Origin of the sequence: Pseudoalteromonas sp. CO109Y, assembly GCF_004208935.1 — a bacterium.
Lineage (GTDB): Bacteria > Pseudomonadota > Gammaproteobacteria > Enterobacterales > Alteromonadaceae > Pseudoalteromonas > Pseudoalteromonas shioyasakiensis.
The window spans coordinates 1-24861 of record NZ_SGPD01000017.1 but is presented as its reverse complement, the minus strand read 5'-3'; the positions used below and the strand labels follow the sequence as shown (position 1 = coordinate 24861).

Annotated in this window: 22 protein-coding genes and 1 pseudogene; 10 read left to right on the top strand and 13 right to left on the bottom strand. The window is 42.2% G+C overall.

All coding sequences use genetic code 11. From position 1 onward, the window contains the following. Positions 1-22 precede the first annotated feature (22 nt). The gene (locus EXT43_RS06265; protein ID WP_105175293.1) at positions 23-910 is read left to right on the top strand and encodes a LysR substrate-binding domain-containing protein; all 888 of its coding nucleotides are present in this window, start codon (positions 23-25) and stop codon (positions 908-910) included. 99 nt (positions 911-1009) lie between these two features. Next, positions 1010-2101: an alkene reductase gene (locus EXT43_RS06260; RefSeq protein ID WP_130166589.1), complete on the top strand. Its 1092-nt coding sequence runs from the start codon at positions 1010-1012 to the stop codon at positions 2099-2101. Positions 2102-2105: 4 nt separating this feature from the next. On the opposite strand, the gene EXT43_RS06255 is transcribed toward EXT43_RS06260, so the two are convergent. Further along, the gene (locus EXT43_RS06255; RefSeq protein WP_130166588.1) at positions 2106-2543 is read right to left on the bottom strand and encodes an acyltransferase; all 438 of its coding nucleotides are present in this window, start codon (positions 2541-2543) and stop codon (positions 2106-2108) included. A gap of 239 nt (positions 2544-2782) precedes the next feature. Here EXT43_RS06255 and EXT43_RS06250 point away from each other — a divergent pair, with 239 nt between their 5' ends. Next, positions 2783-3127, top strand: a complete 345-nt coding sequence (locus EXT43_RS06250) for a type II toxin-antitoxin system RelE/ParE family toxin (protein ID WP_130166587.1) — start codon at positions 2783-2785, stop codon at positions 3125-3127. A gap of 22 nt (positions 3128-3149) precedes the next feature. Continuing rightward, positions 3150-3452: a DNA-binding transcriptional regulator gene (locus EXT43_RS06245; RefSeq protein ID WP_058586485.1), complete on the top strand. Its 303-nt coding sequence runs from the start codon at positions 3150-3152 to the stop codon at positions 3450-3452. A 38-nt stretch (positions 3453-3490) separates the two neighbouring features. Here EXT43_RS06245 and hrpB read toward each other — a convergent pair whose 3' ends face one another. Further along, the gene (gene hrpB / locus EXT43_RS06240; protein WP_130166586.1) at positions 3491-5911 is read right to left on the bottom strand and encodes an ATP-dependent helicase HrpB; all 2421 of its coding nucleotides are present in this window, start codon (positions 5909-5911) and stop codon (positions 3491-3493) included. Positions 5912-6080: 169 nt separating this feature from the next. Between hrpB and EXT43_RS06235 the strand changes: the two genes are divergently transcribed. Beyond that, the gene (locus EXT43_RS06235; protein WP_055020661.1) at positions 6081-6848 is read left to right on the top strand and encodes a transporter substrate-binding domain-containing protein; all 768 of its coding nucleotides are present in this window, start codon (positions 6081-6083) and stop codon (positions 6846-6848) included. Between the two features lie 196 nt (positions 6849-7044). After that, entirely contained in the window at positions 7045-7242 is a 198-nt protein-coding gene (locus EXT43_RS06230) for a CsbD family protein (protein WP_054562286.1), read from the top strand. A gap of 40 nt (positions 7243-7282) precedes the next feature. On the opposite strand, the gene EXT43_RS06225 is transcribed toward EXT43_RS06230, so the two are convergent. From EXT43_RS06225 to metA, 4 genes are all read right to left on the bottom strand, one after another. Next, the gene (locus EXT43_RS06225) at positions 7283-8323 is read right to left on the bottom strand and encodes a GGDEF domain-containing protein (RefSeq protein ID WP_130166585.1); all 1041 of its coding nucleotides are present in this window, start codon (positions 8321-8323) and stop codon (positions 7283-7285) included. 343 nt (positions 8324-8666) lie between these two features. Beyond that, positions 8667-11297 carry a methionine synthase gene (metH, locus tag EXT43_RS06215; RefSeq protein WP_130166584.1) on the bottom strand — a complete coding sequence of 877 codons (2631 nt, stop codon included), beginning with the start codon at positions 11295-11297 and terminating at the stop codon, positions 8667-8669. Between the two features lie 9 nt (positions 11298-11306). Continuing rightward, a complete protein-coding gene (locus EXT43_RS06210; protein WP_130166583.1) occupies positions 11307-12374 on the bottom strand; it encodes a homocysteine S-methyltransferase family protein in 1068 nt (355 codons plus the stop codon). After that, entirely contained in the window at positions 12364-13311 is a 948-nt protein-coding gene (metA, locus tag EXT43_RS06205; protein ID WP_062566720.1) for a homoserine O-succinyltransferase, read from the bottom strand. Before metA ends, EXT43_RS06210 begins: the two co-directional genes overlap by 11 nt. Before the next feature lie 462 nt (positions 13312-13773). Between metA and ettA the strand changes: the two genes are divergently transcribed. From ettA to EXT43_RS06185, 3 genes are all read left to right on the top strand, one after another. After that, positions 13774-15447, top strand: coding sequence for an energy-dependent translational throttle protein EttA (gene ettA / locus EXT43_RS06195; protein WP_130166582.1), 1674 nt, complete (start codon positions 13774-13776; stop codon positions 15445-15447). A 115-nt stretch (positions 15448-15562) separates the two neighbouring features. Continuing rightward, positions 15563-15928, top strand: coding sequence for a PilZ domain-containing protein (locus EXT43_RS06190; protein WP_130166581.1), 366 nt, complete (start codon positions 15563-15565; stop codon positions 15926-15928). 53 nt (positions 15929-15981) lie between these two features. Beyond that, positions 15982-16890, top strand: coding sequence for a histone deacetylase (locus EXT43_RS06185; protein ID WP_063529564.1), 909 nt, complete (start codon positions 15982-15984; stop codon positions 16888-16890). A gap of 81 nt (positions 16891-16971) precedes the next feature. Here the strand turns inward: EXT43_RS06185 and cyoE are convergent, their stop codons facing one another. The 6 genes from cyoE to EXT43_RS06155 form a co-directional block, all read right to left on the bottom strand. Further along, complete coding sequence (cyoE, locus tag EXT43_RS06180; RefSeq protein ID WP_062566718.1) at positions 16972-17856, bottom strand: heme o synthase; 885 nt, start codon at positions 17854-17856, stop codon at positions 16972-16974. Positions 17857-17998: 142 nt separating this feature from the next. Beyond that, complete coding sequence (cyoD, locus tag EXT43_RS06175; RefSeq protein WP_054562295.1) at positions 17999-18358, bottom strand: cytochrome o ubiquinol oxidase subunit IV; 360 nt, start codon at positions 18356-18358, stop codon at positions 17999-18001. Beyond that, entirely contained in the window at positions 18358-18993 is a 636-nt protein-coding gene (gene cyoC, locus EXT43_RS06170) for a cytochrome o ubiquinol oxidase subunit III (protein ID WP_054554290.1), read from the bottom strand. Before cyoC ends, cyoD begins: the two co-directional genes overlap by 1 nt. Further along, the gene (gene cyoB / locus EXT43_RS06165) at positions 18990-20978 is read right to left on the bottom strand and encodes a cytochrome o ubiquinol oxidase subunit I (protein WP_130166580.1); all 1989 of its coding nucleotides are present in this window, start codon (positions 20976-20978) and stop codon (positions 18990-18992) included. The genes cyoC and cyoB overlap by 4 nt, the downstream gene beginning before the upstream one ends. Positions 20979-20980: 2 nt before the next feature. After that, positions 20981-21895: a ubiquinol oxidase subunit II gene (cyoA, locus tag EXT43_RS06160; RefSeq protein ID WP_054562298.1), complete on the bottom strand. Its 915-nt coding sequence runs from the start codon at positions 21893-21895 to the stop codon at positions 20981-20983. A gap of 239 nt (positions 21896-22134) precedes the next feature. After that, positions 22135-22554, bottom strand: coding sequence for a hypothetical protein (locus EXT43_RS06155; RefSeq protein ID WP_062566715.1), 420 nt, complete (start codon positions 22552-22554; stop codon positions 22135-22137). Between the two features lie 415 nt (positions 22555-22969). Here EXT43_RS06155 and EXT43_RS06150 point away from each other — a divergent pair, with 415 nt between their 5' ends. Next, positions 22970-24325, top strand: coding sequence for a M14 metallopeptidase family protein (locus tag EXT43_RS06150; RefSeq protein WP_130166579.1), 1356 nt, complete (start codon positions 22970-22972; stop codon positions 24323-24325). Between the two features lie 213 nt (positions 24326-24538). On the opposite strand, the pseudogene EXT43_RS20670 reads toward EXT43_RS06150, so the two are convergent. Next, positions 24539-24861 (bottom strand): annotated as a pseudogene (locus EXT43_RS20670) (transposase); the annotation flags it as partial.

Here is a 24861-nt window from a genome sequence, read left to right as displayed (position 1 = left end):
TCAAAAATGAAAAGGTAAAACCATGAGCGTGATCTCCAACACCCAAGATTTAGAAGCATTTATTAGCGTGGTTGATACCGGCGGGTTCTCAAGTGCAGCCAATGCATTAGATGAGCAAGTAGCAAAAATATCACGGGCGGTAACTCGGCTCGAAAAATCATTAAACGTTACCTTATTCAACCGCACCACAAGGCGCATTGAGCTAACCGAAGAAGGTCAGTTATTTTTAGGCTATGCTAGAGAAGCACTGAGTCAGCTCGCACAAGGCGAAGAGGCCTTAAAGCTTTTGCACTGTGCGCCATCAGGAAAATTAAGAGTCGATGCCGCAAGTCCTTTTGTGTTTCATCAATTAGCGCCACATTTAAAAGCCTTTAACCAAGCTTATCCTGATATAAAGCTCGAGATCACCAGCCACGACAACATTATCGATTTACTTGAGCATAAAACCGATATTGCTATTCGTATTGGCGAACTCGCTGACTCAAACTTGCATGCGCGCACTTTGGGAGTTAGCAAACTACAGCTCGTTGCCAGCCCTGATTATTTAAAAGCGGCGCCACCATTAAATGAGCTAACCGACTTAGCCTCGCACCAGCTTATTGGTTTTACCGATGCGCCACATTTAAACCACTGGCCGCTAACCACGCCGTTAGACCTGAAATTTTCAATCAGTGCATCAAGTGGTGAAACTGTGCGTCAGCTTTGTATTCAAGGTCATGGCATTACCTTGTTGTCGGAATTTATGATCAACGAAGATTTAAAAGCAGGCCGTTTAGTAAAAGTGCTTGAAGGCGAGGTACTGAGCCCTAATCGCCGCGAAAAAGTGCATGCGGTGTATTACCAAAACAGCGGTGTGTCATCACGAGTATTAGCGTTTTTAGACTTTATAGCACCCAGGTTAACGCTTTAGTTTTTTGCATTTTTAACAAAAGTGTTTTGTGATTAGTGGCATTAATTTCATAAATAATTTTCGTTATGCTGAAAGCATATTCGCTTTCAAGGAGCCGTAATGAACAAATTATTCGATACCGTACAACTTGCCGGTCATACATTAAAAAACCGCATTGTTATGCCACCGATGACCCGCTCTCGCTCATCACAACCGGGTGATATCGCCAATGAGTTAATGGCCAACTACTATGCACAGCGTGCCAGCGCTGGCTTAATTATCAGCGAAGGGACACAAATATCAGCCCTAGGTAAGGGTTATGCTTGGACACCGGGTATTTATACTGCCGAGCAAATTGCAGGTTGGAAAAAAGTAACCGACAAAGTTCATCAAGCTGGTGGCGTTATGTTCGCTCAGCTTTGGCATGTTGGCCGAGTGTCTCACCCAAGTAACACAGGTGGCGAGCAACCAATTGCGCCATCTGCTATTGCAGCGAAAGACGTTAAAGTTTTTATTGATGAAGATGACAAACCTGACTTTGTTGCCACAGCACAGCCACGTGCAATGAGTCATGACGACATCAAACAGGTTATAAACGAATACCGCCAAGCTGCCCGTAATGCAGTTGATGCAGGGTTTGATGGTATTGAACTTCACGCTGCCAATGGTTATTTAATTAATCAATTTATTGATTCAGAGTCGAACCAACGTACTGATGAATACGGCGGCAGTTTAGAAAACCGCTTACGCTTTTTACAACAAGTGACACAAGCGGTATGTGATGAAATTGGCGCTGAGCGTGTTGGCGTGCGCCTTGCTCCACTCACAACCCTCAATGGTACGGTCGATGATAACCCGTTTGAAACCTATATTGGCGCAGCAAAAGTACTCAATGAACTCAACGTTGCTTACCTGCACATTGCCGAAGCTGATTGGGATGATGCGCCATTAATGGAGCAAAGTTTTAAACAAGCACTGCGTGAAAACTATGCCGGGTTAATGATTTATGCAGGCAAATACACTGGCGAGAAAGCAGAGCAAGCATTAGCCGCAGGCTGGGCTGATTTAATAGGTTTTGGTCGCCCGTTTGTTGCAAACCCAGATCTGCCAGCGCGCATTGAACAAGGCATTGAACTGGCTCAGCATGATCCAGATACCTTATTTGGAGGCGGTGCTAAAGGCTACACTGACTACCCTTTAGCAACGCAGTAACGCGCTAAAAAAGGTGGCTCGTCAACCAAAAGCTCAATACAATAAAGCTGATGTTGGCGAGCGCTCTTAACCACCAAGGAGCAGAGCTAAACTGGAGTTGGCTGTACTTGCTTACTAATACCAACACGCCCATCACAGTAAACCAAGGAGTAAAAAAGAATAGTGGCTTTAACTTCACTAAACTCACCGCTAAATCGTGCAGCGCCCCACTGACAGCAAAAGTCACAACAAGGGCACACCAAGCCGGCATAATGTCATTGCAAGGCTTCATTACATACCGAGATAAATAATAGCTCCACACCGGATTCCAATATCGCCAAAACAGATAAAACGAACTCGCACCCAGCGAGCGTGTCAGCATATTGCGCAACGAATCTTTATGCCCAAGGGGCACACCTGTGCGTTTTTTAACGTATTGAGCAAGGGTAATAGCTGCAGACACCGACTTTCTCTTTTTTACTAATGACTAATTCAGACTACTAAACAACCAACAAAAGAGAAACCAAAACAAGGCCAGAAATTGTAACGGTTTATTTTATTCGTATTGGTTTTGCGCAGATAGATAACTAGTAATCACCCATTACTTCTGCTATCAACAATAGAGGGACACCAATGAAAACTTCATTATCATTGATTTGCTACTGAGTGGAACATTGAAAGTGTACCCTAATGGAGTATACTATGATTTATAAAACAAAGGATTTTGTTTCGCGCACGAAAAAAGAAAGTCTGTCTGATGCTGATTTAATAAACGCTTGCAAAGAGATGTCAGCAGGCCTTTACGATGCAGACCTAGGTGGTAATGTCTATAAAAAGCGCGTAGCCATGGGCAGTAAAGGAAAAAGAGCTGGTTATAGAACTATTGTCGGGGCGGTAATTGGTGATAAATATTTCTTTCTCTATGTGTTTGCTAAAAACGCTAGAGCTAATATAAACGCTAAAGAAAAATTAGCATTAAGAGAGTTAGCAAAAGAGTTTATTCGATTTTCCCAAAGTGAACTTGAACAACTAGTCGATGATGGCTAACTTTTAATTGTAGGTGATGATCATGAGTGACATATTAAAGTCAGTTCACAAAACAGCGAGTGGATTAAAAAAGTCAGGAGTTATAGACAAAACGACGATGCGTAAATTTGACGCATTATGCCTTACAAGTGTTCATGAATTTACCCCCGAACAAGTTCGTAATTTAAGACTGAAATACAATCTCTCACAACCGGTTTTTGCTCAATACTTAAATGTCAGTGACAAGTTAGTTAAAAAATGGGAGCAAGGTGATAGCTCACCAAGAGGAGCAGCATTGAAAATGCTCACTCTGGCAGAGCAAAAAGGGTTAGAAGTAATCGCTTAAGCCTAATCCAAAGCGCTGTAAAACTCACTTCATTAAAATCACATCTTACTTTTTACTTTATTAGTCGCTTGGCTGGTGGCGGGGTCGTCTGGCCAAAAATGTTTTGGATAACGCCCTTTCATTTCTTTTTGCACATCGCGGTAACTTGTTTGCCAAAAATTAGCTAAATCTTGAGTTAGCTGTAGTGGTCGCCGCGCTGGTGATAATAGCTCCATTAATAATGGTAGTTTACCTTGGGCTAGCAAAGGCGTGCTGGTCATGCCATACACTTCTTGCATGCGCACACTGAGCTTCGCAGGGCCATCGAGCTGATAGGTCACTTTTACATTTGAACCACTTGGCACTGTTAATCGCAACGGGAGCAATTCATTCAATAAACTTTGCTGCTGCCAATCAAAACAGCTTTTAATCGCTTCGCTGTAATTGAACTTTTTTAATTGCTCAAGGTTTTTAATATCATCCAAATAAGGTGCAAGCCATTGGCTATCGGCAATTAATTCATCGTGATTTAAAAGCGGGAATGACTCTGGTAACAGCTTACTTGCCAAGCTCATTCGAATAAGTAACTGCTCACTGTCGGGTTGTTCATTAAATAACGAAAAGCCCTGCTTACTAAATAAGTTTAACCAGGCTTTGGTTCGCTCGTTTTTATCTAGTGGCTGTTTACTTGGCTGACTCGCTATTGTGATAGCACCGAGCTTGAGCTCATCTTGATGAATAAAACGCCCTGCTTTTTCATCGTATTCGCAGCGAGTTTGCTCAGTAAATAAATGCGAAAGCTCATCTTCAAGCTCACTTGGCATAAAGGCAACAGCAGCAAAAACACGGTTTCCCTTATGGCCGCCCATATGCGCAATGGCAATATAGTCATCGTTATGCCAAAACTCCTCACTTAAATCGGCGCCTGCACCATTGGCAAGTAAATAACCATTACCGCGCTTTTTGGCTAGGCGGTCAGGAAAGGCAAGCGCCACCAGCAGCGACAAGTACTCTGTTTTAAGCTCATTAACCGGCTTGAGTTGCAAGCGCGATAGCCAATAATTTAATTGCTGCTTAAATACTGGGTGCGGTTTGCTGTGCTGGCTATGCAATGCCAAATTAAGATCAGCTGGCATACTAATGCGGCTTTCAAGCAGTGCAGTTAAATACCCCGCTAATACATAAATACCAGACATGCGCTGCTCTAGTTGCTTTGCCTTAATGAGCATATGCGAGAGGCGAATATCGGCTCCATAGCTCAGCATTTGGCTACCGAGGGCTGTTAGCTTTTCATTTTCATCAATGGCTTCGAGCATTTTCAAAAGTGCCGTTGCCTGTTTAACCTGCTGGCTACTAGGTGGGTCGAGTAAGCTAAGCTCAGCAAGTGATGCCCCCCACTGCTTTGCCTCTAATAACAATTGACTAATATCACTGGTCAAAATTTCTGGCGCATCATGGCTATTACGGCGCTCAAAAGTTTGTTTAGAGCCTAATCGATACACAACCCCCGGCTCAATTCGCCCAGCACGACCAGCGCGCTGTATGGCAGAAGAACGAGAAATACTTTGCGTAACAAGCTCTGTAACACCGGTTTTTAAATTGAAATTGGCAGCACGGCGTTTGCCGCTATCAACCACAATGCGTATTCCTTCAATGGTCAAACTGGTTTCAGCCACATTGGTGGTTAATACCACTTTGCGTTTGCCATTTTTAGCAGGCGCGATAGCAGCTTGTTGCTCGTTTTTATTTTGCTCACCATACAAGCTGAATACTTCGACGCTATCACCTAAATCATTTAAAGACTGCTGAACGCGCATGATTTCACGCTGCCCTGGCAAAAATACTAAAGCACTGCCCGTTTGCTCACTAAGCGCCTGTTTTATTACTGCAGGTATGTCATCGAGCCAACGGCTTTCGTCTTTAAGTGGAATGTAAACTTCATCAATGGGGTAGCTTCTTCCTTGTGATGAGATGATAGGACAGCTGAAAAACTCACTGTAACGTTCGCCGTCTAAGGTTGCCGACATCAGTAAGATTTTTAAATCATCGCGAAGTGCCGCCTGTGTTTCGAGGGCAAATGCCAAAGCCGTATCTGCGGCAATTGAGCGCTCGTGAAACTCATCAAAAATAAGTAAGTCTACATCACTAAGCTCTGGGTCATTTTGCAACATACGTGTCAGCATGCCTTCAGTGACAATTTCGAGTTTAGTTGTAGAACTTACTTTTGATTCACCACGAATGCGTAAGCCGACACTGTCACCGACTTTTTCATTTTGCTGGCTTGCCAAATACTGGGCAATATTGCGTGCGGCCAGTCGTCTTGGCTCTAACATAACAATGCGTTTAAAGTGACCTTCGCGCATTAAAGTAAGAGGCAGCCATGTTGATTTACCCGCTCCCGGTGGCGCTTGCAATAAGGCCATTGGGTTACTCTGTAATGTGGTTAACAGGGATTGATAAATATCTTGAACTGGCAGCACGTTAGGTATCTCTTACTTTCTTTTCGCGCATTGTATCAAAAAACTAAAAATTGCGATGGCTATAGGCTTATTTTCTATCTCGGGCTTTAGAAGTGAAAACATTGCATTCTGCCAGTTTAGACTTATTCTTGATTAAACGACCAAACAAAAATCAGAATAAGGAATTAACTTGTTCAGGATTTACACCCGTATTTTAATCACCTTGCTACTTTTAGTTTTCCCGTTTCAAAAAGCATTTAGTCAGCAAAAAATTACGGTTGCACTTGGCAATACACTACCACCTTGGGTGATGGTTGAAGACAACACAGGCATTATTCCTGACTTACTTCGTGCAACACTCGGTGTTCACGGTTATCAAATACACTTTGTCTACGTTCCCTATGCAAGGCGGATCCCTTTGTACACTGAGAACTTAGTTGATGTTGTGTCTGATATTAATGAAAAAGTTATCGAAACCCATCAAATGAGCGGTTACTTTTCAGATATTGCTTACAGCTACGAGAACTTCGCTTTTAGTCTGGCCAAGCAAAACCTGCAGCTTAGCTCTATTGCACAATTAAAACACTTTAGTGTTCTTTCATGGCAAGGTGCAAAAGAATTACTCACACCAGAATATCAAGCAATGGCCAGAGAAAACCCACAATACGCAGAAACCTATGATCAACTTGCACAAGTACAGCTTTTGTATCGAGAGCGCTACGAGGTGATCCAGATGGACGGTAAAATTTTTGATTATTATCGAGCGTTAATTAATATCAATGACGAAATTGATGTCTCTAAACCTGTGCAACGATTTGCGTTATTTGGCAAAAACCCCAGTGGCTTTTTATTTCGAGACGAAGCCTTAAGAGACCTGTTTAACGAGAACTTGCGTAAACTAAAATCAACTGAAGAATACACGCGGATAATCAATCGCTATACCTCTAAGAGCCACTAAGTATCTAAAAACTAGCGCAACAGAAAATATTACAGGCTGATTCTAAAAACTACGTAGTAATTGCAAACTTATAAATTCCACCCATTATATGTAAAATCATAAAATAACTATAAATCAATCAGTTAATAAATTTCACCAAATTGGTACAGCGATTGCTCTTACTAAGATGAATGTTTAACAAAGTAAGGAGATTATGATGAACAGCGATCGTTTAGAAGGCAACTGGAAAGAGTTGAAAGGTAAAGCACAACGTAAATGGGGTGACCTTACCGATGATGATTTAGATAAAATTGAAGGTAGCCGTAAAGAGCTGGTTGGTAAACTTCAGCAAAAATACGGTAAATCTAAGGAAGAAGCTGAGCGTGAAGTCAGCGACTTTGAAAAAAGCCATTAATTTGAGCAATCAATAAAGCCGCTAATTGCGGCTTTATTTATCAAGCAGGCTCATGCTTTGCTAAATCAACTTCAGCAACCGTTTGATTTTTACCTTGCGATTTAGCACGGTAAAGCCGTTTATCGGCAATGTTAAAACAGTGATCCACGCTCTCATCAGCAACGCGCACGTACAAGCCAATACTTAAGGTAACATGAAAACGATGCTGGCCGCTCGTAAATGGCTTTTCAGCAAGCTTCTTATGGATTCTTTCAGCGACTTTTCTGGCTCTAAGCTCATACCCTGTTGGGATCACTATTAAAAACTCTTCGCCTCCCCAACGGGAAATAACATCTTCTTCTGTGCACACTTCTTTAAAGACATCAGCGAAAAATATTAGCACCTCATCGCCCACTTGATGACCGTAGGTATCGTTGATTTGTTTAAAGTTATCAACATCCATCAGCAAGAACACAGCCCCTTCGCCAAAGCGCTTATCTTGCAAGCATTCAGTTGCGTAGCGACGGTTAGCGAGTTCAGTCATCGCATCAGTACGTGCAAGCTTTTGATTAAGCTTAAGTTGTTCCATTAACTGCAAACTGTATTTATTGCGGTAATATTCGTAGAAGCCAGCCAAAATACATAAAATCGAGAAACACAGCATGACACGTGTAGGAAAGTAATGACTCGGATAACTGTAATAACCAAATTGATCGGTAAAATAGAAAAGCACCGAGATAATAATGGCAAGCAAGATAAGATCGAACGCTCCGCGCTTTAAACCACGAATAAAAAACGTCACGGGGGATACGATAAACAACCACAATGGCCCCGTGCCATTGCTCCCCCCAGAGACAATTAAAAAACACATCATCGAATAGAGGGCGTACAGCATAAGTACTGCGATGGTTTCGTCACGATTTTTAATGACAAAAGGGGAGGCAAACACAAAGCCGCCAATAATCAATAAATAGCTAAGGGCATGGTAACCATCTTGATAGCTGGTGATCGCCATTAAAAACGAGGTAATCGAACCAATAAATGCAAAAACACGTAAAAATCGTGCTTTATCTTTGTCACTTGCATTCACTGTATCAATCACAATTTCACCTTAGATTTCTTGCTCAATCTCAACAATACCAATCCGCAATAATACTAAATCATTTTGAGGGATTAAACCTGTCGCTACCTGCGTTAAAAATTTCTGATTTAGAACAACTAAATAACGAAATTTTTGCCTTGTTATCAACGAGGTTTTATTGCCTCAAAATAGACCACTTAATTAAGCGAATTGGTATAACTTTAACACAAATATTTAAAATAGAAGGAATTTGCCAGTATTAAAGCAATTAAAAAGAAAAAAGTATGATAAAAAATGGGCATAAAAAAACGAGCCATTTGGGGGCTCGTTTTTAATTTAAACAAAAGCTAATAACTAAAGGTTATTATTCTGGTTCATAGCCCAAATTAGGCGACAACCAACGCTCAGCTTCTGCAAGAGTCATGTTGGTACGCTTAGCGTAATCTTCAACCTGATCTTTTTGAATTTGCGCCACTGCGTAGTACTTAGCTTCAGGGTGAGAGAAATACCAACCAGAAACCGCCGCACCCGGCCACATTGCATATGAACTTGTTAGCTTCATGCCAATACGCTGTTCTGTATCAAGTAACTGCCAGATTTTCTTCTTCTCTGTATGTTCAGGACAAGCAGGATAACCTGGCGCTGGGCGAATACCTTGGTAGTTTTCACGAATAAGTTCATCGTTCGATAGATTTTCATCTACCGCATAGCCCCAATACTCTTTACGCACTTGCTCATGCAAATATTCAGCAAATGCCTCAGCTAAACGGTCTGCAACGGCTTTAACCATGATCTTATTGTAATCATCTTGCTTAGCATCGAAGGCATCGGCAAGGTCATCTTCTTCAAGACCACCAGTAACCGCAAAAGCACCAAAGTAATCAGGAGTGCCTTTTGGCGCAATATAATCAGCTAAACAGTAGTTAGCAAAGTCGGTTTTTTCTGTTTGCTGACGTAAATGACACGATGTAGTTAAAAGCGTTGTACGTGACTCATCGGTGTAAATCTCAATGTCATCCCCTACTCGGTTTGCAGGGAATAAACCAATGACACCGAGAGGTTGTAGCGCACCTGATTGCTCAAGCTCATCAAGCATTGCATTAGCATCTGCGAATAAGCTTTTAGCCTGTTCACCTACAATTTCATCTTCAAGAATACGTGGGTACTTACCAGCGATTGACCACGTCATGAAATAAGGTGTCCAGTCGATGTACTGTCTTAACGTCGCAATCGAAACATCTTTAAACTTAGTCACACCCAGCTTTTTCGGCACAGGTGGCGTGTAGTTGTCCCAATCGAGTTTTACAGCGTTGTCGCGAGCACGCTGTAAAGTAACGGGTTTTGAGCGCGGCTTTTTACGTGCTTGTTGTTCACGTACTTTTTCATACTCAGCCTTGGTTTTCTCTAAAAATGCTGGCTTTAACTCTTTCGACAGTAAATTAGAAACCACACCTACAGCGCGGCTGGCGTTATTTACATAAACCACACCTTTATCATACTGCGGCTCAATTTTAACCGCAGTATGCGCTTTAGAGGTTGTTGCACCACCAATCAGTAACGGTAATTCAAAACCACGACGGGTCATTTCTTTCGCAACATGCACCATTTCATCAAGCGAAGGGGTAATAAGCCCTGATAAACCAATAATGTCGGCTTTTTCGTCAATGGCGGTTTGCAAGATTTTCTCTGCCGGCACCATCACACCAAGGTCGATAACCTCGTAGTTATTACACTGCAGTACAACGCCTACAATATTCTTACCAATGTCGTGTACGTCGCCCTTAACGGTTGCCATAACCACTTTACCATTGGTTGCGCCCTCTTCTTTTTCAGCTTCAATGAAAGGGTCAAGATAGGCAACGGCGCGCTTCATTACACGAGCTGACTTAACAACCTGTGGTAAGAACATTTTACCTGCACCGAATAAGTCGCCTACTACGTTCATGCCATCCATAAGCGGGCCTTCGATCACTTCGATAGGCTTAGCTTTGCTCTTACGGCACTCTTCGGTATCTTCGTCGATGTACTCGGTAATGCCTTTTACTAGCGCATGTTCAAGGCGCTTTTCGACAGGCCAAGTACGCCACTCTAAATCTTCAACTTTCTCTGCTTGCGCCATACCTGAGTATTTGGGTGCAAGTTCAACAAGTCGCTCACCAGCACCTCGATCGGTATTGAGGATCACATCTTCTACAGCTTTGCGCAGCTCTTCAGGGATATCATCGTAAACCGCTAATTGGCCCGCATTTACAATGCCCATGTCCATACCCGCTTTAATCGCGTGGTACAAAAACACTGAGTGAATAGCTTCACGTACTGGGTTATTACCTCGGAACGAGAACGACACATTCGATACACCACCCGACACTTTACAGTGCGGTAAGCCTTGCTTAATTCGGCGCGTACCTTCGATAAACTCAACAGCGTAGTTATCGTGCTCTTCAATGCCCGTTGCGACGGCAAAAATGTTCGGGTCAAAAATAATATCTTCTGGCGGAAAACCAATATCATCAACGAGTATTTTGTAACTACGCTGACAAATCTCGAACTTACGATCAGCAGTTTCTGCTTGCCCGGTTTCATCAAACGCCATTACAACCGCAGCAGCACCAAAGCGTTTAATTAACTTAGCTTGGCGGATGAACGGCTCTTCACCTTCTTTAAGTGAAATTGAGTTAACAATGGCCTTACCTTGAATACACTTTAAGCCTGCTTCAATCACTTCCCATTTAGATGAGTCGACCATGATAGGTACTTTTGAGATATCAGGCTCTGAGGCAATTAAGTTTAAAAACTTTACCATCGCCGCTTTCGAGTCCAACATGGCTTCATCCATGTTGATATCAATCACTTGCGCGCCATTTTCTACTTGTTCACGGGCAACATCGAGAGCGGTCTCGTAATCTTCTTCCATGATCAAGCGCTTAAACTTAGCGGAGCCTGTTACATTGGTACGCTCACCGACGTTAGTAAATACAGCAATTTGGTCAGTCATGTCGGTTTCCTAGTTTAAGTTACACGCTTCAAGGCCCGATAAGCGCATACGCACTTCAAGCTCAGGTAATTGGCGAGGTTTAACACCCTCAAGGCCTTTCGCAAACGCCTTAATATGAGCCGGTGTGGTGCCGCAACAACCACCTACAATATTGATAAAGCCAGACTTGCCCCAATCAATAATTTCTTGGGCCATTTCAGGAGCTTCTAAATCATATTCGCCAAACTCGTTCGGTAAACCTGCATTTGGATGCACCGAGGTAAAGGTTTCACAAACGCGCGATAACTCTTCAACATACTGGCGCAGTAAGTCTGGACCAAGGGCGCAGTTAAGGCCGATTGATAGCGGTTTAATATGGCGAATTGAGTTATAAAATGCTTCTGTGGTTTGCCCTGATAAAGTACGGCCTGAGGCATCGGTAATGGTGCCTGAGATCATCACAGGTAAACTACGACCAGCTTGTTCGAATGCTTCTTCCACAGCAAACGAAGCCGCTTTTGCATTAAGGGTATCAAAGATGGTTTCTATTAAAATAAGGTCAGCACCACCTTCCATCAGTGCCTGTGTTGACTCAACATACGCCGCCACCAGCTTATCAAAGTTGATATTACGATAACCTGGGTCATTTACATCTGGTGAAATAGAACAGGTCTTTGACGTTGGCCCAAGTACACCGGCTACATAACGCGGTTTGCTAGGATCTTTTGCTTCAAGTTCATCACACACGCTGCGTGCAAGCTTCGCTGACTCGAGGTTGATTTCGCGGCTAAGGCTCGCCATGTCGTAATCTTCCATCGAAATAGTCGTGGCATTAAAGGTATTCGTTTCGATGATATCAGCACCGGCTTCTAAGTAAGCACGGTGAATATCAGCAATGATTTTTGGCTGAGTTAGGCTTAATAAATCGTTATTGCCTTTAATAAGTACATGCCAGTCTTTAAAGCGCTCACCGCGATAATCCTGTTCTTCTAACTTATATTCTTGGATCATGGTGCCCATCGCGCCATCGAGGATTAAAATTCGCTGTTTTAGCGCCTCGGTTAATTGTTCGCGTTTATTCACTGCATTACTCGGCATAGTTGTTAGTCCTTACATCTTGGCTAACTAAGTTAATATCATACGGTGTAGTTTGGTACACATAATAGTTTAACCAATTCGAAAACAATAAAAAGGCATGGCTTTGCCACGTTTTCGACGGTTCGTTGTCTGGGTTATCGTCAGGGAAGTAGTTTTCTGGCTTAGGCGCATCCGCTGATTTTTCTTGGTCACGTAAATACTCCCCTTTTAAGGTATGAGCATCGTACTCTGGATGGCCAGTAATATACACTTGGCTACCTGATTTATTTTTAATTAAGTAGGCACCAACTCGCTCTGATCCGGCTAATACTACCAGCTCTTCGCAGGCATTAATCTTATCGATATCAATATGACCATAACGAGAATGTGGCACTAAAAAGGTATCATCAAAGCCACGCGTCAGCGCTGCATGGTCAAAATAGCTTTTATGAGTAAATACGCCACTGAGTTTGTTTGGTTTCAGATCACGTTTTAGGCCATAGTGATGATAAAGACCGGCATGGGCCGCCCAACACGAAAACAGCGTAGACGTAACATGCTGCTCTGCCCAATCTAAAATAACTTTTAGTTCGTCCCAGTAAGCAACTTCGTCATACTCTAAATGAGCAAGCGGCGCGCCTGTTATGATCATGGCATCGTAGTTATTATCTTTCACTTCTGAAAAATAACGATAAAACGTATCCATGTGCTGTTCAGAGTTACTACTGGTGCGATGGGTATCTAAGCGCAACAGCTCAACATTAACTTGCAGCGGTGAGTTTGCTAACAAGCGAATAAACTGCACTTCGGTTTCAACTTTGTTTGGCATTAAGTTTAAGATGGCCAAACGCATTGGGCGGATTTCTTGCGTTTTAGCACGACTTTTTGGCATTACAAACACGTTTTCTTGACGTAACTTTGCAATGGCAGGCAATTCATCTTTTACTGTAATGGGCATAGCTGGCTCCGAGCATACTTATCTGACTGCTAATTATGAACGGATAGTTAGAAATTTCAACCTCTAGATGTTTAGATGTCCAAATGAATTTTATTTGTTTGAAAGCAAAGCCCATAAAAGCCTGTTTCGTTGACGTATACGCGACAGAGCATCTATACCCAAGCCTCCTCAAGATGCAGAATTCAGCGTTTCACAGGTGCTTAATATCAAGGCGTTACTTTGCAAGAATGGCAGTCCCTTTTAAAAAGTAACAACGATGAGAGTAAGTGCCTGTGAAGCGCCCAAAGGGTTGGTTTAAAAGCGATTTATACTGCGTTATTGATTTTAACAATAGAACCACTATTGTTTGCAATCAATGCCTTGCCTAAATCGCTTTTAATTCCAACTGAAACTCGCACCTTGAGGTGGTTTGGGTATACAATATACGCTGTTAATTTTTCTTATAAATTGAAGGCTCCTTTCATGGTGTTACCAGATAAGTTTATATTCTCGATGAGTCGAGTTTCTAAGGTTGTGCCACCTAAGCGCACTATCTTAAAAGATATTTCTTTACACTTTTTCCCAGGCGCAAAAATTGGTGTGCTAGGTCTAAACGGTGCAGGTAAATCAACGTTACTTCGCATTATGGCTGGTGTTGACCAAGACTTTGAAGGTGAAGCTCGCCCTCAACCAGGCACTAAAATCGGTTACTTACCGCAAGAACCTGTACTAGACGAAAGCAAAACAGTTCGCGAAACAGTAGAAGAAGCAGTAAGCGAAGTTAAAAATGCTCTAAATCGTCTTGATGAAGTATACAACGAGTATGCAATGGACGGTGCTGACTTCGATGCACTTGCGAAAGAACAAGGCGAACTAGAAGCTATCATCCAAGCACACGACGGTCACAATATCGACAACGTGTTAGAGCGTGCAGCTGATGCATTACGCCTTCCACCTTGGGATGCAAAAATTGAACACCTTTCGGGTGGTGAGCGTCGCCGTGTTGCGATCTGTCGTTTACTACTTGAAAAACCAGATATGCTTATTCTTGACGAACCTACCAACCACTTAGACGCTGAGTCAGTTGCTTGGTTAGAGCGCTTCTTACACGACTACGAAGGTACTGTGGTTGCTGTAACCCACGACCGTTACTTCTTAGACAACGTAGCAGGTTGGATTTTAGAGCTTGACCGTGGTGAAGGTATTCCTTGGGAAGGTAACTACTCATCGTGGCTTGAGCAAAAAGATTTACGTTTACAACAAGAACAGAAATCTGAAAAAGCACGTCAAAAATCAATCGCGCAAGAACTTGAATGGGTTCGTTCAAACCCGAAAGGCCGTCAAGCTAAGTCTAAAGCACGTATGGCACAGTTCTCTGAACTTCAGCAAAACGATTACCAAAAGCGTAACGAAACGAATGAACTATTCATTCCACCAGGTCCACGCTTAGGTGACCAAGTTATCGAAGTGAAAGGCCTGAAGAAGAGCTTTGGCGACCGTGTATTAATCGATGACTTAAACTTTGCAATGCCGAAAGGCGCTATCGTAGGTATTATCGGTGCCAATGGTGCAGGTAAATCAACGCTTTTCAAAATGCTAAGCGGTGAAGAAAAGCCTGATAGCGGTGAGATCATTGTTGGTGACACAGTTGAGCTTGCAACGGTTGATCAGTTCCGTGGCGACATGGACGAAAGCAACACTGTTTTCCAAGAAATCTCTAACGGCCAAGACGTATTAAAAATTGGTAACTTTGAATTCCCAAGCCGTGCCTATGTTGGCCGCTTTAACTTCAAAGGTAACGACCAACAAAAATTCGTTAAAGACCTATCAGGTGGTGAGCGCAACCGTTTACACCTAGCTAAGTTACTAAAAGCAGGTGGCAACGTATTACTACTGGATGAGCCAACCAATGACCTAGACGTTGAAACACTACGTGCACTCGAGAACGCTATTTTAGAGTTCCCTGGCTGTGTAATGTGTATCTCGCATGACCGTTGGTTCCTTGACCGTATTGCTACACATATTCTTGATTACCGTGATGAAGGCCAAATTAACTTCTTCGATGGTAACTACACAGAATACGAAGAGTGGTTGAAGAAAACCTTAGGCGCAGAAGCGGCACAACCAAAGCGTATTAAATACAAAAGAATTGGCTAATTAGCTAATACTCAAAAAGCCCCTACCTAGGGGCTTTTTTGTTGCATTAAGCTTTACTATCACTCACTCCATTATGATCTATACTCATTAAGTAACTAAAGTGGGAGATACAGCTATGAATGAACGCAGAGAGTTTTCGCGGGTATTATTTTCTTGCCCTGCGATCCTTCGTATCGAAGATAACGACTATCACTGTCAGTTACTTGATTTATCTTTACAAGGTGCGCTCATTACTAAAAGTGATTCATTTTTAGTGCCTATTCATAGTAAAGCTGACTTAATCTTCACCCTGCCAGAGTCAACTATCGAGATTAAAATGCAAGTGGAGCTGTGCCATGTTGAGCATCAGCATGCAGGCCTTCGCTGCGAACATATCGATATTGATAGTATTACTCACTTAAAACGATTGATTGAATTAAACCTAGTTGATGAAGCTCTACTGCATCGAGAACTAGCGCATTTAATTCACGCTCCAGAGTAAACATCTGCTCAGAAATTCGCTATGCTGTAGCAAATTCAGCTATTCAATGAGCTATGCAGTTAAATCCCCATTTACCTTTGGTTTATCATCCTAATTATTCGTTTAGCTTCGATCCAAACCACCGCTTTGTAATGAGTAAGTTTGCTTATTTATATGAGCATGTGCAAAACCTTGGATTAATAAATGACAACCTAACTCAACCAGTGCTTGGCAGCCCTGAACCTCTTGAATTAGTGCACTGCGAAAACTATATCCACGACCTTTGGCACAACCGCTTAGATGAAAAAGCGATGCGCCGTATTGGCTTACCTTGGTCAAAAGAGCTGATGGCACGTACCTTTACTGCGCCTCTAGGCACCTTACAAACAGCACGTTTAGCACTTAAACATGGCATCGCTTGTCACTTAGCCGGTGGCACTCATCATGCCCATACTGATTTTGGCTCAGGCTATTGCATGGTAAACGACCTCGCTTTCACCAGCGAAACCCTGATAAAAAGTGGTGAAGTGACCAATATACTTATTTTTGATTTAGATGTTCATCAAGGTGATGGTACTGCAGCAATGCTGGCGCATCAGCCCTATGCTTATACCTGCTCTATTCACTGTGAAAAGAATTTTCCGTTTCGAAAGTCAGCCAGCGATTTAGACATAGGTTTAGCACCGAATGTCGCTGATAGTGAATACCTAGGCGTTGTTGACGATACGCTGAGTTATTTATTAAACACCCTAAACCCAGATTTAGTGCTTTATGATGCAGGTGTAGATGTGTGGCAGCAAGATGGCTTAGGAAAACTTGATATAAGCTGGCAAGGGATAGCACAACGGGACCATTTAGTTCTCAAACGTTGCCTTGAGCACAATGTACCTGTCGCAACAGTAATTGGTGGTGGTTATGATAAAGACCATCGCCGTTTAGCGGCTCGTCATGGCATTGTGGTAGAGCAAGCTGCTCGATTTTAAAAACGAAAAAGAAAAAAGGCCCGGTGGAGAAAAAACCGGGCCTTTGCTACTGTAACATTGGGATATGTTAGCAACTTTTTTCTAAGTTAAAACAAGTAGCTGTGGAGCTACCGAATGGTAATCTAAAGCCATCGCTATGCTCAAAACCGTGATGTTTACAATTGAAAAAGCAAACACTTGGCGCGCCCAGCCGCTGACGTCAATATTGCGACGATAGCCACGAAGCGCCATTAGCAACCACCAAAAACTCGTTGTACAAGCTACAGCCATAAAGGCTAAACCTGTATAACCACTAATGGTTAATAACATCACAACCAACGCATACACGGCGATATATAAAACAATGTGATGCTTTGCCTTCTCGATCCCCTGCGCTACTGGCAACACAGGAATTCTGGCCGCTTGGTAGTCGTTATAACGAAAGATTGCAATTGCATATGAATGAGGCATTTGCCATAAACTAAACATGACCAATAAAATCACAGCACCAGCATCAAACTGCCCAGTTACGGCACAATACCCCACTACAGGTGGTACTGCGCCAGATAAACTTCCGACAAAGGTGCCGTACACAGAACGACGTTTCATATATAAGCTGTACACACCGACGTAAATGACGTAACCAAAAGTAGCAAATAAGAGTGCCACTACGTTGGTATACACAGCTAATAAACCGAAACCAATAACACCAAGCACGATGCCATGTGCCATAGCCGCCTTTGCTGACATTTCGCCAGTTACTGTGACGCGTTTGCGAGTGCGCGCCATAGCAACATCAATATCACGATCAATCACGTTATTGATCGCGCATCCTGATGCCACTACTAAAGATAACCCTAGTAAGGTTGCGATCATTAACCATGGGTCAACATCACCACGAGAGGCTAGCAAGAATCCCCCCGCGACAGAGATCAAATTGCCCATGATAATGCCAGGTTTAGTGACATTTAAATAACGTCGAAACACTTCCTCGACTCCTCTAATTTTCAGCACAAACGCAATATTACGAAAGAAACTAGTTAGTAACAGACTGTGAGAACTGGAGACACAACCTCAAACTAACCAGCTCCTTTCGTAAATCTTTTTACCAATTACAAAGTAATTGTTATTAGTACATCATCATGGCGTTCGATTCGTAGATGATCCACACCGACAAACCAACCACCATCACGATAATTAAAGCACTAAAGATAAACGACAATGAACTTGCCTTGCCGTCTTCTGTTTTGAAGTTTAGGTGTAAGAAATATTTCAAATGCACCCAAATTTGCACAATCGCCATGCTCACGATGCACCATGCAGTGGTCGTTTTCGAAAAAGAACCACTCATCACAGCCCAAAATGGAATAGCCGTTAAAACCACTGACAGTAGAAAACCAATTAAATAGTCTTTAACGCTGCCATGTGATTGTTCGTTATGTGCATGAACTTCTAAGTTATTAATTACATGTGATTCACTGTGGCTCATTACATTGCTCCCATTAAATAAACAACGGTAAATACACAGATCCACACCACATCTAAGAAGTGCCAAAATAGGCTTAAACAACTTAGGCGTGTCACTGTTTGTGGGTTTAAACCACGGCGCACAACTTCAATCATCAGGACAGTCATCCAAATAAGACCAGCTGTTACGTGAAGACCGTGTAAGCCCACCAAAGAGAAGAACGATGTTAAAAAGGCACTTTGCTGAGGGCCATTACCGTGCGCAATTAGGTGATGGAATTCGTAAACTTCCATACCAATAAACACTGCACCAAAGGCAAAGGTAACCAGCAACCAAGTTAACGTAGCCGCCTTTTTCTGCCCATGAGCCGAAATCATCGCAAAACCAAAAGTGATACTACTAAGTAGTAGAGCTGCAGTTTCAACTGCAACAAAATCAAGTTCAAAAATGTCTTTACCCGACACACCGCCAGCAGTGTTCATGAACAATACTGCGTAGGTTGCAAAGAATGATGCAAACAACAGGCAGTCGGTCATAAGGTATAGCCAGAAACCAAATACGGTGTTACCACCTGTATCGTGGTGCTCATGGTCATGTGCATCGACATGACCGTGTGCGCCGTTTAAGGTGTCGAGTCCTGCAGAAATGCTACTCATGCATTCACCTCCTTAGTAGCGGCTGTATTGTGAGCCGTTTCTAGTTCAACAATTTCATCTGGTTGCACGTAGTAATCAACATCGCTGGTATAACAACGCTTGATGAACACCACGATAGCACCCAGTAAACCAAAGGCTGCAAGCCACCAAATGTGCCAGATCATGGCAAAACAGAAGGTTGTTAAAGCTGCGCTCATTAATACACCTGCCGATGTATTCTTTGGCATATGGATTGGGCTATAAGAGTCTTCTTGCTTGTAAGCTAAGCCTTTTTCTTTCATGTCTGTCCACGCATCGATGTCATCAACATGAGGGATTTTCGCAAAGTTGTAGTACTGCGGAGGTGAAGCAGATGCCCACTCAAGAGTATGACCATTCCACGGATCTCCCGTTGTATCGTCAAGTTGCTCGCGGTTTTTGAAGCTCACTACAAGTTGCACAACTTGGAACAAGATACCGAACATAATGATCACCGCACCGCCAGCTGCAATGTATAACCAAATGTTCCAATCAGGGTTGTTCGTGTGGTTTAAGCGACGTGTCATACCTAAGAAACCAAGTACGTATAACGGCATAAATGCCACGAAGAAACCAATTAACCAGCACCAGAAAGATCGTCTGCCCCAGCTCTCGTCAAGTTTGAAGCCCATTGCTTTAGGGAACCAAAACGCAAAACCAGCTAAATAACCAAATACCGCACCACCAATGATGGTGTTATGGAAGTGAGCGATTAAGAATAAGCTGTTATGTAATACGTAGTCAGCACCAGGAATAGCAAGTAACACGCCGGTCATACCACCGATAGTAAAAGTCACCATAAAACCTAAAGTCCAAAGGACAGGCACAGTAATACGTAAACGACCACGATACATAGTGAATAACCAGTTAAACAACTTAACCCCGGTCGGTACCGCAATAACCATGGTCATAACACCAAAGAAGGCATTAACGTTAGCGCTTGAGCCCATAGTAAAGAAGTGGTGAAGCCAAACGATGAAACCTAAAATCGAAATTGCACCGCTTGCATAAACCATCGACTTATAACCAAACAGGCGTTTACCCGCAAACGTTGAGATAACTTCTGAGAAAATACCAAACGCAGGTAAGATCAGAATGTAAACCTCAGGGTGACCCCAGGCCCAGAATAAGTTGATGTACATCATCGCGTTACCACCTAATTCATTCGTGAAGAAGTGGAAATCGAGATAACGATCAAGCGTTAGCATTGCCAGTACCGCTGTTAAAATTGGGAACGATGCTGCAATTAAGATATTCGCCCACGTACATGCCCAAGTAAAAATAGGCATTTTCATTAATGTCATGCCTGGTGCACGCATTTTAAATACAGTCGCTAAGAAGTTTACCGAAGTTAATAAGGTACCCAAGCCGGATATCTGCAAGGCCCATATATAATAATCGACCCCGACACCCGGACTGAATGACAACTCTGACAATGGTGGATATGCCACCCAACCCGTTTTCGCAAACTCACCAAAGAATAATGAGATATTGATTAGGATTGCACCGCCAGCAGTTAACCAAAAGCTAAGGTTATTTAAGAATGGGAATGCAACATCACGAGCACCAATTTGCAACGGTAAGATGATGTTCATTAAACCAATCATAAACGGCATCGCCATAAAGATGATCATGATCACCCCGTGCGCCGTAAAGATTTGATCATAGTGTTCTGGTGGTAAGTAACCACTTGCACCGCCGGTAGCCATTGCTAATTGCAGTCGCATCATAATGGCATCCGCGAAACCACGGAAAAGCATGATAAGCGCAAGAATGATGTACATCACACCTAAACGCTTATGGTCAATTGAGGTGATCCAGTCGTGCCAAATCACGCCCCACTTTTTATATTTTGTTACTAAGCCTGCCACTAACAGACCTAAGACAGCAACAACCGTCATGGTAACCATGATAATTGGTTCATGAAACGGGATTGCGTCTAATGTTAATTTACCTAACAACGACATGATTATTCCTCGTCCTCGCTGTGCTTTTTATGAGCTGAGTGCTCTGGCATAGCGTGTTGCATTGCACCGTGAGAGCCATGCGCTTGCATATATTTCATTACGATTGAATGGAACATATCTTTATCTACGCTGGCATAGTATTTAACTGGGTCGTATTCACTTGGTTTTGCAAGTTCAACATAGCTTTGCTTAGTCAATGCAGAACCGGTATTTTTTACTTTGTTTACCCAAGCATCGAAATCAGCTTCTGTGGCTGTTGCAATGGCATCGAACTTCATACCAGTGAAACCTGCACCACTGTAGTTAGCAGAAAAGCCTTTAAAAGTACCCGGCTCATCAGCGATTAAGTGAAGCTTTGTTTCCATACCGGCCATTGAATAAATTTGGCTACCAAGCTGTGGAATGAAAAACGAGTTCATGGTGCTTTCTGAGGTGATTTTGTACTGCACTGGCACATTGGCAGGAAAAACAAGCTCATTCACTGTGGCGATGCCTTGTTCTGGATAAATGAATAACCATTTCCAGTTCAAAGAAACAACCTCAACAGTAAGGTGCTTACCTTTACCCTCAAGTGGTTTATATGGGTCAAGTTGTTGCGTTGACTGCCACGTGATCACACCTAAAATCGCAACGATGATGATAGGAATGGTCCAAACTACAGCTTCAATCTTATTAGAGTGCGCCCACTTTGGAGCGTAAATTTCTTGATCTCGTCCATCACGGTATTTCCATGCAAAATAAATTGTCATGGCAATAACTGGAATCACAACAATCAGCATTAACACCGTAGCTACGATAATTAAATACTTCTCGTCGACACCAATTTGACCTTTTGGATCGAGTACCCCGCCTTTACAGCCAGACAAAGCCAGCACTAAAGACGCTAGAGCAATATTACAAAGGTTTCGAATTGACAAAGGAATATCCTACAACCTAAAAGTTAACACTTGTCGAAATAAGAACACGACGCTTTTCTGCAACAGATGCTACAGATATCCCTCGGCTGAATAACGAGCACGACAAAAAGGCACGCTAAAAAGTGAGGGATTTTATTAGGTTGGCTGACTGAAATTTGGGCGTAAAAATCCCACTAGGTGCTTAGTAAAGACAACTTAGAAAATGACTAAAATGGCTGAACTTAAGCAACAAAGCTCATTTACAGACAACCACTTACACGAGGAGGAGCACGACAGCCATGAGCGCTGTGTACTACTAAAGACTTTATCGTTTCACGCGCAGCGAAGGCCGCTTTACGTAAAATGACACCTGCACGACGCGCAGGGAAGAAATGGAAGACCAACCAGCATAAACCAATAAGTAATTGGCAAGACACCACAGGGTAAGCTAAAAAACTCAACACGTTAAGCAATGGTGCTTCGTATAAAGCACCTTCGCTTAATAAGCTTCTTAGCCCTTGAGCATCTTCTAATGTACCGTTGATTAGCATCGCTGAATTAATCAGCAACAAGGCTAAAACTGACATTAGCTCTTTACCAGCAAAAAACGCACGCGCAGCCAATTGCAATCTAGCTAAGCTAGACTGTTTGACACCTTGTGACTGATTAATTGCTCGCAAAACTCACGCCTTTTTATCGCTTTTACTGCATTTTAGGTAAATGGCTTACCCTATTTTTTAATGCGGTAACATGATCTTCATCAATAAAGTTTCAGTAATTACTGAAATTTCGATGTGGAGTATAACAAAGTCAACAGACGGTACAAGTAGAATTTAACAGCACATGGTTAAGTATTATTTACCCATTTGATAACAAACTGTAAAAAACCAACCTTATTACAGCTAAGTATTTAAAAGTAATACTGTATTTTATATAGCGAAAAGCAATGAAGAAAAAGAAAATAGCATAAAAATAGCGTTTTAAAACATACTTAGTCAGTAGCAATCGAAGCTTTAATACTGAACAAGGATTAGCCAAACCATAAAAAATATAATATTCTTAATAACATTAAAATAAAGAATAAAAGAGATAATTATGCGCCTATATGCACTCGCCACAGCCCTTTTAGTATTAAGTAACACGACATTCGCAAGTACGATTGAAGACACCGCTGTAGCTGGCTTAGATAAACCTGCGATTTACTACGCCGATATAGAGCCCCACTTAAAAAGCGCAGCAAAACACCCAAGCGTTACACTAAAACAATTAGGCACCTCTTTCCAAGGACAGGCACTTAATTCTCTCAAAGTCGGCACTGGCCCAATCAAAGTGATGATGTGGAGCCAAATGCACGGCGACGAAAACACAGCAACTGCTGCATTAATGGATTTTTTAAGCTTTATAACCGCAGATGAAAACACACAATGGCTAGAAAGCTGGCAACAGAAAATAACTCTTCTCATTATCCCTATGGTGAACCCAGACGGCGCTGCTGTTCAAACCCGCCATAATGCACAAGGTATTGATTTAAATCGTGATGCAAAAGCCCTTCGCACAAAAGAAGGACAAATACTCATGGCTGCGGCAGATGCATTCAAACCTGACTTTGGCTTTAACTTGCATGATCAGAATGCCTATTACGGTGCAGGTAAAATGGGAAAACAAGCCACCATTTCAGTGCTAGCACCCGCCTATAATGAAGCAAGAGAAGTAAATAAAAGTCGTGGTGAGGCTATGCAGTTTATTGCCCACTTAGCCAAAACGGTTGAATCAATGATCCCAGGGCACTTAGGGAAGTACAACGACAGTTACTCTTATCGCAGTTTTGGAGATACTTTTTCGGAAAACGGTATCCGAACTATATTAATTGAATCAGGCGCTTACCCAAACGACCCAAATCGCCAAATAGCACGTAAGGTTAACCGTGTTTTATATAAAAAGGCTATTGATTCAGTAACTTCACAGAAATGGAAAAGCGCTAAAATGGCCCAGTACCACGCTATTCCATTTAATGCTAAAGACAATTGGGTAGACTTACTAATAGACGATGTAACAGTAAAGAGTGAACTAGGTAATTACCAGATAGATATTGCTATAAACAACAAAGGACAGTCACCCATAATTAAAGAGTTGGGTGATATAAGCAGTATCCGCCAAGGTTACACAAGTTTAGATGCAAGCAGCCTGAACTTTAAGGTAGGTAACAGCTTTGTATTAAATGAGCCGTTAACGCTTACCGAAAATAGATATAAAGAGCTTTTAATACAAGGGTATAGTTGCTTTTCTGGCGATATTAATATGCTAGAAAACGCCACAAATTGGCCAGTTTACGCATGCAAAAGTGTATTTACATCAATACCTTCACTTCATGCACCTGCCGCCTTTTTCTTACAAGCAAATGGCAAAAATAAGTACGCAGTCTTAGGGGCTGAGCTAATTAATTTAGATTGAACACGATTTAAAAGGACAGGCACTGTTAAAAGTGCCTGTTAAACCTCCAAATACCTTAAATTTGTAACCTAAAATAATAGCTGTGCAGGCAAAGCACCCTATTAGCTTAATCTAATAATAAAAACCAATATAAAAGATTTAGCTTTATGAGAATTAAAAGCACAAATTAGCTGCAAGAGTTTACAAAAAATAAAAGTCGAGAGAAATTTAAGATTAACTAGCAAGTAATAACTTACAGCTTGTTAGGTTACTTCGTCGCTTACGGGCAGTTTTACTGCAATAACGTTCAATAGCCCCAGCTCTACCTGCAACTCCATGAAATAAATTTTCAAACTGAGTTGTTAGCGTTAACCAGTTTTCAGCTTCGAAATTCAGCCTTTCAAGAATAGGAGGTAAATTATGCTCTATATACCCAGGCTTATCCGCGCTGATACAACGACCAGTTTGCTCCACTAGTAACAGGTATGACTTTAACTCAAAAGGTATTCCCTTTGATTTATACTTACTCATACCACCAATAAAACGAGCTAGTACCT